This window comes from Bacillus sp. YP1 (assembly GCF_000877815.1).
Lineage (GTDB): Bacteria > Bacillota > Bacilli > Bacillales > Bacillaceae > Bacillus > Bacillus subtilis.
Map to the genome: position 1 here is coordinate 1,982,104 of NZ_CP010014.1, position 11,805 is coordinate 1,993,908.

14 protein-coding genes are annotated in these 11,805 nt (G+C 43.1%); all 14 read right to left on the reverse strand.

All coding sequences use genetic code 11. The features are described 5' to 3' along the window. The 14 genes from trpC to hbs all read right to left on the reverse strand — a co-directional run bounded on the left by trpC (position 1) and on the right by hbs (position 11,686). On the reverse strand, positions 1-753 hold the full coding sequence (trpC, locus tag QF06_RS09525; protein ID WP_003230601.1) for an indole-3-glycerol phosphate synthase TrpC: 753 nt from the start codon (positions 751-753) through the stop codon (positions 1-3). Continuing rightward, the gene (gene trpD, locus QF06_RS09530; RefSeq protein WP_021481542.1) at positions 746-1,762 is read right to left on the reverse strand and encodes an anthranilate phosphoribosyltransferase; all 1,017 of its coding nucleotides are present in this window, start codon (positions 1,760-1,762) and stop codon (positions 746-748) included. Before trpD ends, trpC begins: the two co-directional genes overlap by 8 nt. After that, positions 1,734-3,281: an anthranilate synthase component I gene (trpE, locus tag QF06_RS09535; RefSeq protein WP_041849971.1), complete on the reverse strand. Its 1,548-nt coding sequence runs from the start codon at positions 3,279-3,281 to the stop codon at positions 1,734-1,736. Before trpE ends, trpD begins: the two co-directional genes overlap by 29 nt. 215 nt (positions 3,282-3,496) lie before the next feature. Then, complete coding sequence (gene aroH, locus QF06_RS09540) at positions 3,497-3,880, reverse strand: chorismate mutase (RefSeq protein ID WP_004398675.1); 384 nt, start codon at positions 3,878-3,880, stop codon at positions 3,497-3,499. After that, positions 3,877-4,965 carry a 3-dehydroquinate synthase gene (gene aroB, locus QF06_RS09545; protein WP_014480126.1) on the reverse strand — a complete coding sequence of 363 codons (1,089 nt, stop codon included), beginning with the start codon at positions 4,963-4,965 and terminating at the stop codon, positions 3,877-3,879. The genes aroH and aroB overlap by 4 nt, the downstream gene beginning before the upstream one ends. Further along, on the reverse strand, positions 4,965-6,137 hold the full coding sequence (gene aroC / locus QF06_RS09550; RefSeq protein WP_004398727.1) for a chorismate synthase: 1,173 nt from the start codon (positions 6,135-6,137) through the stop codon (positions 4,965-4,967). Before aroC ends, aroB begins: the two co-directional genes overlap by 1 nt. A gap of 74 nt (positions 6,138-6,211) precedes the next feature. Then, positions 6,212-6,982, reverse strand: a complete 771-nt coding sequence (gene cheR, locus QF06_RS09555) for a protein-glutamate O-methyltransferase CheR (RefSeq protein WP_041849972.1) — start codon at positions 6,980-6,982, stop codon at positions 6,212-6,214. A 236-nt stretch (positions 6,983-7,218) separates the two neighbouring features. Next, entirely contained in the window at positions 7,219-7,668 is a 450-nt protein-coding gene (gene ndk / locus QF06_RS09560; protein ID WP_010886554.1) for a nucleoside-diphosphate kinase, read from the reverse strand. A gap of 115 nt (positions 7,669-7,783) precedes the next feature. Continuing rightward, a complete protein-coding gene (gene hepT / locus QF06_RS09565) occupies positions 7,784-8,746 on the reverse strand; it encodes a heptaprenyl diphosphate synthase component II (protein WP_003246013.1) in 963 nt (320 codons plus the stop codon). Between the two features lie 25 nt (positions 8,747-8,771). Beyond that, positions 8,772-9,473, reverse strand: coding sequence for a demethylmenaquinone methyltransferase (gene menG, locus QF06_RS09570; RefSeq protein WP_003230580.1), 702 nt, complete (start codon positions 9,471-9,473; stop codon positions 8,772-8,774). 6 nt (positions 9,474-9,479) lie between these two features. Next, positions 9,480-10,235, reverse strand: coding sequence for a heptaprenyl diphosphate synthase component 1 (hepS, locus tag QF06_RS09575; protein ID WP_014480130.1), 756 nt, complete (start codon positions 10,233-10,235; stop codon positions 9,480-9,482). Between the two features lie 163 nt (positions 10,236-10,398). Next, entirely contained in the window at positions 10,399-10,626 is a 228-nt protein-coding gene (gene mtrB / locus QF06_RS09580) for a trp RNA-binding attenuation protein MtrB (protein WP_003230576.1), read from the reverse strand. Between the two features lie 21 nt (positions 10,627-10,647). After that, positions 10,648-11,220 carry a GTP cyclohydrolase I FolE gene (folE, locus tag QF06_RS09585; protein WP_003225516.1) on the reverse strand — a complete coding sequence of 191 codons (573 nt, stop codon included), beginning with the start codon at positions 11,218-11,220 and terminating at the stop codon, positions 10,648-10,650. 187 nt (positions 11,221-11,407) lie between these two features. Continuing rightward, positions 11,408-11,686: a non-specific DNA-binding protein Hbs gene (hbs, locus tag QF06_RS09590; protein WP_003153447.1), complete on the reverse strand. Its 279-nt coding sequence runs from the start codon at positions 11,684-11,686 to the stop codon at positions 11,408-11,410. Positions 11,687-11,805: the final 119 nt, after the last annotated feature.

An 11,805-nucleotide genomic window follows, 5' to 3' on the forward strand; every position in this document is an offset into this window, starting at 1 on the left:
TCACTCCCTAAACAAAGCATGGATTGCTTTACGCTGAGAAGTTTGTCTCATCAATGATTCACCGATAAGTACAGCTCGCGCCCCATGTTCATTGACAAAGGTTAAATGTTCTAAAGAACCGATTCCGCTTTCGCTGACAAGCAAGGATTCTTTCGGAACGAGAGATGCGATTTGTTCTGTCTGCTTTACGGATGTTTCAAACGTTTTTAGGTTTCGATTATTTACGCCGAGAATGTCGGGTGTGAACACTTTCAATATTTGTTCTAGCGTTGATGCATCATGAACCTCCACTAACACGTCCATCCCCTTTTCACCTGCTTCAAGATATAATTCATGAAGGTGTAAGGGATCAAGCACCTCGCCGATTAACAATATGGCATCCGCTCCGATTCTTCTTGATTCCTCTACTTGAAGAGAATCAATAATAAAATCTTTTCTAAGTACAGGAATCGAAACAGCACGCTTTACGTCTGATAAATAGCTGTTTTCCCCTTGAAAAAACGGGGTGTCTGTTAAAACGGAAATCGCATCTGCCTTCGCAGCCTCATAGTCTTTTGCAATCTGCACAGGCACAAAATCCTCTTTAATAAGCCCTTTTGACGGCGATGCTTTCTTCACTTCGGCAATCAACCCGATAAACCGATTCGGGCTTGCCAGCGCCTCCTTAAATGAACGTTTCTCGAAAGGCTGCTCTACCGGCAGAACCAGTGTTTTCACTTCTTCTTTCTTTTGTTTGATGATTTTTTCAAGCATAGATCTCTTCCTCTTTCTGCTTTAGTCGTTCAAGCTGCGCGGCAGCGCCTCCGCTTGTAATCGTCTCTAACGCCAGCTCCGTTCCTTCCTTCAGTGAGGCGGTAATTCCCGCCGTGTAAATCGCAGCACCCGCATTAAAAGCCGTAATAGATAAAGCGGAACTGCTGCTTTTATTTTCAAAAATATTCTGAATGAGATAAGCGCTCTCTTTCGGAGACTGCACCTGTAAATCTTCAAGTCTGCCATTTGTGAAACCGAAATCTTCGGGTGAAACGGTATACTCCCTGCGCTCTCCGTCCTTTAATTCAATCACGTCGGTCGGTGCTGTAATTGAAAGCTCATCTAAACCGTCACGGCTTGATACAAACATAACGTGCTTCGGCTGAAACGTCTCCAGTGCGCTTGCCATCAGTCCAGCTTTTTCAACAGAATAGACCCCAATCACCTGACGCTTCGCCTGTAAAGGATTGCTGAGCGGCCCAAGCAGATTAAATACCGTTCTGAAACCTAGCTCTTTTCTAGTACCTGCTACATGTTTCATAGACGAATAGTAAAGCGGCGCAAAAAGAAATCCCATGTTGTTTGTTTCAATGCTGCTTTTGACCTTTTCGGGAGTGGTTTGAATAGAAACCTCTAGCTCCTCTAAAACATCAGCGCTTCCGCTTTTAGAAGAGACAGAGCGATTGCCATGCTTAGCGATTTTCGCGCCAGCTGCCGAGGCAACAATTGCCGAGGCCGTTGAGATATTAAAAGTGGAAATACCGTCTCCCCCTGTTCCGCATGTATCAACAATATCAGGAAGTCCATCGACTGTAAGAGCGTGTGCCCGCATTGCCTTCACAAAACCCGCAAGCTCTTCTGGCGTCTCCCCCCGATGAGCAAGAATAGACAATATACCACCCATTTCAGAAGGAGTCATTTCCCCTGCCATCATCATATTCATCAGCGTTTCAGCCTCACCGGCAGTAAGGGTTTTTCCGTCAACGCACAATTGTAGAAATCTGTTCATCAGCTTTATCCTCCTTGCTATGAAACATGTCTTCTGCAATATGAATCGTTTTCAGCAGCGCACCGGCTTTATTACAGCTTTCTTCGTATTCGGCTTCCGGAACAGAATCAGCAACAATGCCAGCACCTGCCTGTATCGATGCAACGCCGTTCTTTACACTCATCGTGCGAATCGTAATACAAGAGTCGATATTCCCGTCAAACCCAATGTAGGCAATACATCCTCCGTATGTCTCTCTCGGTGTTGGCTCGAGCTCTTGCAAAAGCTGCATGGCACGGATTTTGGGTGCGCCTGTTAAAGTCCCCGCCGGGAAAGCAGACATCAGTGCATCGACAGGATGAACCCCTTTTTTCAATCGGCCTGTAACCACCGAGATAATGTGCATGACATGTGAAAAGGAAACAATTTTTGTGAACTCCGGCACAGAAACAGAACCATACTCTGCTACTCTGCCGATATCGTTTCGGGCAAGATCAACGAGCATGTAATGCTCCGCTTTTTCTTTTTCATCCTTCATGAGCTCAACCTTCAGTCTCTCATCTTCAGCTTTGTCTGCACCGCGTTTTCTCGTACCGGCAATCGGATGGATTTCTAAGTGCCCGTCTTGAACGTGTATTAACCGTTCCGGAGAGCTGCCGACTATTTCTCTGTCTAGCAGTTTCATATAATACATATACGGCGAAGGATTGACGATCCTAAGCACTCGGTATAACTCAAAAGCATCTGCTTTTATCGGCACCTCAAATTTTTGTGATAAAACACCCTGGAAGATATCGCCTGCTTTTATATAGCTTTTGATTTTTTCTACATCAGCCATAAAAGCCGATTTTTCATAATTAGAAGATACCGTCTCAAAGCTGGGTGTCTTGTATGAATCAGCAGAGAGAAACAGCTCTTTTATGTTTTTTTGGCCCATCATTTTTTCAATGAGATTTTGAAGCTCCAGATGATTTTGATGGAATACATCCATTTTTTCGTTTTCTGTTTCCTCTCCATTAAGCCTTGCATATTGGATAAAGTGGACGTTTTTGGTTTCATGATCATACGCAATTAATGTCCGGCAAACAAACAGCATACACTTTTCCATGTCTGTTTCTTTTGTATGCGAAGGAACAGAAGGCTCAATCAGCGGGATCATATCATAGCTTAAGTACCCGACAGCTCCGCCGACAAAAGGAATGCCAAGCTGAGGTGTTTTGATTTTGTATGTGGTATTCATCCAGTTCAGCACTTCTTTTAGTTCTTTTCCTGTGTAAAGAGATTTGCTGTCCTGATCAGCGGCCGAAAAACGGCCCTGCTCTTCTTTAATTGTGAGAAATGGATTCAGGCCGATAAACGAATATCTGGACCAAGTGGATGTATCGTCATTGCTTTCAAGAAGATACGTAATCCCCCTGTCAAGCTTCTCTATCATTTGAATGGGTGTCAGTGTATCGACTGTGAAGGTCTCCACAATCGGTATCGTGTGGTGGGACAAGCTGTCCTCTAAAAATGCGGAAATGTTTGATTGGAAATTCATTGCTCTCACTCCTTATGGCAAGGAGAATGAGAAGATGGCATGAGAGGATAAAATACTATATAACAAATAAACCCAAAAGAAAGACTTCTTTTGGGTAGAATAAACATAATGTCTCAGCTCAACTAAACTCATTCTCTGCTACCCTATTCTCTAACTCAACTCATTCTAATTGCTTTATACACACTCTTGTGTATTTCTAAGCTGTTCTTATCGTATTACAATTCAGTATTTTTTGTCAATGATAAATCGGGCCTCAATACGACAGCTTTTTCTAAATATACATGTCTGATCTGATCCTGAGGGACATCTGTCTGGACCGTCATCATGACTCTTATGCACTTTTTCAGACCGCCTGTTACGTCCATTTCCTGCATACATGTTACCGGTACATACTGCCATCCTGAAAGCTCGCGAACAGCTTTTGCCGGGAAAACAGCGTGCAAATCAGGTGTAGCCGACAGAAGCATTTGAACAACATCTTCCGGTTTTGTATGATTTTCTTCTATGATTTTCTCTAACAGCTGTTTAGTTTTTTGTAAAATTTCTTCTTCAGTATCCCGTTCAACTGTAGTTGCTCCGCGAATTCCGCGAATCATCATGATGTCTCCTCCAATCGCCATTTGTTCAGCCAGCTCTCAAGTTCATTTCTGGAAAATGTATGATCAGCAACTTTCCCTAATTCGTTGAGCACAATAAACTGAATCTTCCCGCCACGGGTTTTCTTATCATTCATCATACGGTCCAAGAGAACCGAAGTTTCCGTCTCTTTTCTGATTTGACTTGGATAACCCAGGCTTTTTAGCCAGCTGACCAAACGTTTTCTGTCCATTTCACAGCCTACAGTCTTTTCGCTTATATATAAAGCAAACTGCATTCCGAGGGCTACGGCATCACCGTGAGTGATCTGCCCGTATCCATATTCCGCCTCAACGGCATGACCGAGCGTATGCCCGAAGTTTAAGTAAGCTCTTATCCCCTCTTCTTTTTCATCCTGCTGAACGACAGACGCTTTAATTGAAATGCCTTTAAAAATCATGTCATTCAGCTGATCATTAGTGATATCACGCAGTGAGTGGATATTCAGCAGCTCCTCCAGAAACGCTCTGTCATAGATAAAAGCGTGTTTAATCACTTCTGCCATTCCGGACCTAAGCTCTTTTTCAGGCAGAGAACGCAGGAAATCTGTATCATAGAGCACGGCTTTCGGCTGATAAAACGCACCGATTAGATTTTTTCCAAGCGGATGGTTCACGGCTACTTTTCCTCCGACTGCGCTGTCATGCGCCAAGAGCGTCGTAGGCATTTGGATGAAATCAATGCCGCGCATAAAAGTGGCAGCCACAAAACCGGCAAGATCCCCTACAACACCGCCACCGAATGCGATGATGCATGAGGAGCGATCCAAATGAAAACGAATCGCTTCACTCTGCAATTTTGTGTACATGTCCATGGATTTTGCCTGCTCTCCACTCGGTACCGTCACTTTTTTCACAGGCCATTTATCTTGCAGCAAATGGAGCATTTCATCACCATACAGGCGGTCCACCTCTTCATCCGTGACAAGCATAATCCTTGTTAAAGGCCTGTTTAAAGAGGTTAATAGTTCGCAAGCCTTTTTTCTGATACCTTGTCCGATAAAAACAGGATATGACGAGGAAGCAGTTTGAACATGCAGTGTCTTCATTAAAATTCCCTCGACAGTTTTCTCATATTCTCCACATTTTCTCTAATGCGGTCAATTTGATCTAATCCGAATTGTTCAACGACTGCGTTCGCAATTTCCCAAGCGACAGCCGCTTCAGCGACTACACTTGCTGCAGGAACAGCACAGCTGTCTGAACGTTCAATGCTGGCGGAAAACGGTTCTTTCGTTTCAATATCGACACTTTTCAGCGGTTTATACAAAGTCGGAATCGGCTTCATGACTCCGCGGACAACGATTGGCATCCCTGTCGTCATGCCGCCTTCCAGTCCGCCAAGTCTGTTAGTAGCACGGGTGTATCCTTTTTCCTCGTCCCAAATGATCTCGTCATGGACTTCGCTTCCATTTCGGCCTGCCGCCTCAAATCCGATCCCGAATTCCACACCTTTAAATGCATTAATTGACAGTACAGCGGCAGCAAGCTTGCTATCCAGTTTGCGGTCATAATGGACATAGCTGCCCACGCCTACCGGCATTCCCTCGACAATGACTTCTACTATTCCGCCGATGGAATCTCCGTTTGCCTTTGCTTCATCAATGGCAGCCATCATTTTTTTGCCTGCCTCTTCATCGTAGCATCTGACAGGAGACTCTTCCGTTACGCGCTGCAGGTCTTCAATTGACGTATATTCTGTTTTTTCAGCTTTAACAGCGCCAATTTGCAACACGTGGCCCGCCACCTTAATGCCAAGCTCAGAAAGAATCTTTTTAGCTACAGCCCCTGCCGCCACTCTGACAGTTGTTTCCCTTGCTGAAGAACGCTCAAGCACATTTCTCATATCACGATGATTATATTTAATTGCACCGTTTAAGTCAGCGTGCCCAGGTCTAGGTCTGGAAATCTGGCGCTTCATTTCCTTTTCTTCATCTTCTGTAATTGGAGCGGCGCCCATGATTTTTGTCCAATGCTTCCAATCGTTATTTTCAACTACGAGAGCAATTGGTGAACCGAGTGTACGTGCATGGCGCACCCCGCTCATAATTTTGGCCTGGTCTTTTTCGATCTGCATGCGGCGGCCGCGGCCGTGTCCTTTTTGGCGTCTGGCAAGCTCAAAATTGATATCTTCCTCCGTTATGTAAAGCCCGGCAGGTACACCCTCAATAATGGTTGTCAGTTGGGGGCCGTGTGATTCTCCGGCTGTTAAATATCTCATGACTTCTTCTCCCTTCATCGCATTAACGCTTTTAAGTAAGACTACTATAACATATTTTTCAGCAAAAAGTCAGTCTATCTTTTTTGATAAAAGAATGTATCGGCTGGGACTAGGCCAAATTTCTCGGGATTGAAGATTTGCTCGGTGCTGCCGACAAAAAGAACTCCATTCTTCTTCAAGCTATGTGCCATTTTTAAATACAGCTCTTCCTTCGCGCTTTCTGTAAAATAAATAAATACATTGCGGCACACGATTAAGTCAAAGCCTTGTTCATAACGATCCGCCAGCAAATTGTGCTTTTTGAATGTAATATTCTTTTTGATTTCCGTTTTCACTTCATAACTTCTATTTGCGTTTTGCGTAAAATAACGATCTTTCACAGATAGCGGCACTTCCTGTAAAGACCGCTCCTGATAAACGCCTTTTTTCGCTTTTTCCAATGCTTTTTCATCAATATCCGTCGCTAAAATCTGATAGCCCGGAAGACCTTTTTGCTGGTCCAAAAGCATGGCAAGCGTGTATGGCTCCTCCCCCGTTGAGCAGGCGGCACTCCAAATTTTTAAAGGCCTAGAGGTCTTGATTAACGGCAGAATTGCAGTCTCAAGAACTTCCCATCTTTTATAATTACGATAAAATTCTGAAACATTGATCGTCATTCTGTCCAATGTTTCATTTAAGAGAGCTTGATCCTTTTCCAATGCCGCAGCAAAGTCCTTAAAGCTTTGGAACCCCTTTTTCTCATAAAGTGACGTTAGCCTTCTCTTCATTTGTGCTTCTTTATATAGTGTTAAATCGACTCCGGTTAATTGTTTCCATTTCGTTGTAAATACGCTGTATGTATCCATCTCTACTCTCCCAGTCTCGCTGTCTTTTTGTCCTAGTATAGCTTGTTTTATCAGGAAATTGTATTGTTTCAATAAAAAAATCAGCTTTTCAGCTGATTTTAGATCGTTGGGAAAGGCAGAGGTCTGATGCACACTGCCATTCAACCCTTTATTCACTTTAATGTAAACCTTTACAAAACAGAACAAAAACCGGCGGCGTTATATGTTGCCGGCTCTGTTGCTTATTTTCACAATGATTAATAGATCCAGCCTGCCATAAGCTGCTGATATGATACTAATTCTTCATTCTTAAAGAAAATGTTAATCTCGCGTTCTGCACTTTCGAGAGAATCAGAGCCGTGGATGATGTTTTTTCCGACAAACATGCCATAATCCCCACGAATCGTACCAGGTAAAGCTTCTTTAGGGTTTGTTTTCCCGATCAGCTGTCTCGTCACTTCAATGACATTTTCGCCTTCCCACACCATTGCGAATACAGGTCCTGAAGTAATAAACTCAACGAGCTCTCCGAAGAAAGGCTTACCTTGATGTTCGGCGTAGTGTTTCTCAGCCATTTGTTCAGTCACTCTCATTAACTTGGCGCCAGCTAATTGTAAGCCCTTACGTTCGAATCTAGATAAAATGTCCCCAATGAGCTGACGTTGGACACCGTCTGGTTTCACCATGATAAAAGTCTTTTCCATCATATTCTCCACCCCATCATTATGTATGTATAGGCTTTCACACTGCACACCGAAATCGTAACATCTTTCTGATAATTAATCAATCCGGGGCGGAGAAATTTCTTAATATCTACAAAAATTAAAATTTTCTTTTACCGATATATTTTGCGATGGCTGCAAGAGACGAGCGTGCGCGCCCTCGAGGAAGCGTGTTTAATTTCTGAAAAGCTTTCTGCAGATACATTTCGCTTACTGCCATAGATGCTTCAATTGCATCTGTTTTTTTGATTTCTTCAATGATTGGTTCAAGTTGTTCCTGCGTTGTCTCACTGTTAATCAATTTAAGCTGGTTTTTTAATGCAGGATTTTTCAGGGCATACAGCACTGGCAATGTGACGTTTCCTTGAAGCAAATCTCCTCCAACGGGTTTACCCAGTTCTTCTTCAGTTGAAGTAAAATCAAGAATATCATCAATAATCTGATAAGACATGCCGACGTAATACCCAAACCAGTACAATGCCTTATGAATCTTCTCATCAGCTCCAGACGCAATGGCACCAAGCTGGCAGCTGACCGCGATCAAGAGAGCCGTTTTTCTTTTGATACGGCGGAGATACGTTCTGAGATTTTGTTCCATGTTGTATTTGTCTTTGATCTGCTCAATTTCCCCTAGACAAACTTCAACGATCGTCTGTGACAAAATCCTATGGGCTTTCGGTTCGTTAATTCTCGTCATCATTTCAAGAGATCCCGCAAGCATATAATCGCCTGTGTACATCGCAATACGATTGTCCCACTTTGCTTTGATTGTCGGTTTTCCTCGGCGAAGCTCCGCATCATCAATGACATCATCATGGACCAAAGATGCCATGTGAATCATTTCCAGAGTGACGGCGACATATTTAATCTTATTAATATCGTAATCGCCAAACATGCCGGAAAGCAGCACGAAAACAGGCCGAATACGTTTCCCTCCGGCCTGCAGCAGGTGAAGACCTGCCTCGCTTAAAAGCGGGTAATCGGAACGTACGGTTTGTTCAAGTTCTCTTTCGATTACATCAATATCGTCATTTAAAAAAGAGTAGGCCATTTTAAATTTCATATCATTCACCCAAACATCTGTGTTTTCATTTCCATCCGATATGCGTGGCAGCGACTCCGCCAGTAAACGAATGATATTTAACATTTTTCAGGCCCGCCTCTTCAAACAGGCCTGCCAGTTCCTTCATTCCAGGGAAATCTCTGGCTGATTCTTGAAGCCAAGAATATTCTTTATAGCTCTTCGCAAACAGTTTCCCGAAAAACGGCATAATATACTTAAAGTACATAAAGTAAGCCTGTCTGAATCCGAACATTTCCGGCTGGGACGTTTCCAGACATACCACCTGCCCACCCGGCTTCACTACACGTCTCATCTCTTTCAGTACAGTCAAGTAATCAGGGACATTGCGGAGTCCGAAGCCAATGGTGACATAATCAAATGTATCATCATCAAAAGGAAGCTCCATCGCATTTCCGTGCAGCAGTTCAATTTGGCTGAATCCGCCGTCTTTTACTTTCTGCTCGCCGACACTCAGCATATTTTCACTGAAATCCAAGCCCTTGATCTCGCCGCTTTTGCCGGCCGCTTTTGCAAGAGCGATCGTCCAGTCAGCCGTTCCGCAGCAGACATCAAGTGCTTTTGCGCCTTCTTTTACATTCATGATGCGCATCGTTTTATCGCGCCATTTTTTATGCTGCTGAAAACTGATGACAGAGTTCATTTGGTCATAGTTTTTATATATTTTTTCAAATACTCCGTGTACGCGCTGTTCTTTTGAGTCCTGCATAATGGTTTACCCTTCTTCCACTTTCTGATGATAGGTTTGATCTTGGCTGATTGTCTTCAGACGGTTTATTAAAATGTTCTGAATAGGTGAATTTAGAGGCAGAAGTGACTCAATGCTGTTTTTCGCTTTTTTAAAACAATCTTCTAATATCTCTTCTTTTGTTTTTCCCAGCTGTATAAAACTGCCGATCACATCCAGAAATGCATCATTTCCGTTCATAAGCCGCTTAAATACAAAAAAATCACTCGACAGCTTTTTCCAGCGCGGGAGGCTGAAGTGTTCCGCCACACGATGGAATAAAGCTGATTCAACGATGCCGACACTTTCGAAAAAATCGTTTTCGTCCTTGAAAGAACGGTCATACAGACGAATTTTATGTTCGTTGATTTCTTTAATGGCTGTAGCAAGCGTCCGAATCATGTAGATATCCTTCATTTCAGATAGTAAAGAGTAGTACAGCCCGCTGAAATAATCGCCCGCGAGAACAGTCAATTGGCGGTTTTTGTTTTCGTCTCGTTTTATGACTCTAGCTGTCGTCACTTCATCATGGGTATCAAGGGCGCTTTGTACAAGCATCGCTGTTACAATATAATTTTCTCTGTCGTTGTTTTTTATGTCAGCTTCTTCAAATAAAGCATGAAAAAGAAGAAGCTTATCCTCATCAATTTTCGGCGCAGAAATATGCTTCGCTAAATAAGGATGAGACAGCTTTTGTTTTAATTTCGTGTTCAGATTGGCTAAAGTTCCGTAGATGTCTTGCAAAAATATCACCCTTGTCCCCAAATTCACATTTATTTCTTAATCTATGTATGAGTTTTATCTTTTCATTCGCTTACGCAGGTATCATTATAGCATAAAAAAAAGAAATTGGCTGTATCCTCCCGCTGTTTGCGAGCATTTGCTTTTAACAGCGGGGACAGCCAGCTTATTTTTTTTCGCTTTTCATTTCTCCGTACGCGGTTTGAATCAGTGCCTCTCCTCTGACTTTAATGGCAGAAGTATGCTCTGTAAACTGAGCGATGATCACTTCTCCCTTGTCGAGTTTTTCGGAATGGTGAAACTTTGTGTCTGTTCCCCTTGTCAGGCCGATCACATTCACTCCGTCCTCAACGGCTTTAATGACGACAAAATCACTTGAATGCTTTTGGTTCATTTATAGCACCTTCTATCTTTATTAGTCCTGGCGTTTAATATGTTCCAATACTTCTGCACGGGCAGCGGCATCATCTTTAAAAACGCCTCTGACTGCTGAAGTCACAGTTTTCGCACCCGGTTTTCTTACACCGCGCATCGTCATGCACATGTGTTCCGCTTCAACCACTACCATTACGCCATGCGGATCAAGCGTTTCTACGATGCTTTCTGCAATTGTAGAAGTGATGCGTTCCTGAAGCTGCGGGCGCTTTGCAACGGCTTCAACGGCACGTGCCAGTTTGCTGAGTCCTGTGACCTTTCCGCCTCGCGGGATATATGCAACATGTGCTTTTCCATAAAAGGGAACAAGGTGATGCTCACACATAGAATGAAACGCGATATCTTTTACAAGAACAAGCTCCTCATGGTTTTCACCGAAGATAGTCTGGAAATGTTCTTTTGGATCTTCATTCAAGCCGGAGAATACTTCGGCATACATCTTTGCGACTCTTTTCGGAGTATCAAGAAGCCCTTCTCTATTCGGGTCTTCTCCGATCGCTTCTAAAATTTGACGAACAGCTTGTTCGATTTGCTCTTTATTAACTTCTTTCATGTTCTATGTCCTCCACCAATGAATACATTTAATTTCGATTCTAGCACATATGCCCCGCTAAAAGCAAAGTGAATGCCCTGTCAGGAAGCCCATGCTCTTGAAATATGAAAAGCCCCTTAGAAAGGGGCTTTTCTGTGAAGAAATAAAGTGTATGTAAGCTAGATGCATACACGATCTATATTCACAATTATTTTCCGGCAACTGCGTCTTTAAGCGCTTTACCTGGTTTGAAAGCAGGTACTTTGCTTGCTGGAATTTCGATTTCTTCACCTGTTTGAGGGTTGCGTCCTTTACGTGCAGAACGTTCACGCACCTCGAAGTTACCAAAACCGATCAGTTGGATTTTATCACCGTTTTTAAGTGCATCTAAGATCGTATCAAAAACAGAGTCAACTGCTTTTGTAGCGTCTTTTTTAGACAATTCGCTTGCTTCAGCAACCGCATTGATAAGTTCTGTTTTGTTCATGCCTTTCACCTCCTCCCAAAAGGATACATTCAGTTCGTTTATTATCATTTCTTCACAGTTCAGTCTGATTCTAAACCTGTCTCACAAAAAAATGAGAGCAGGCAAGAGAAAGACAATTA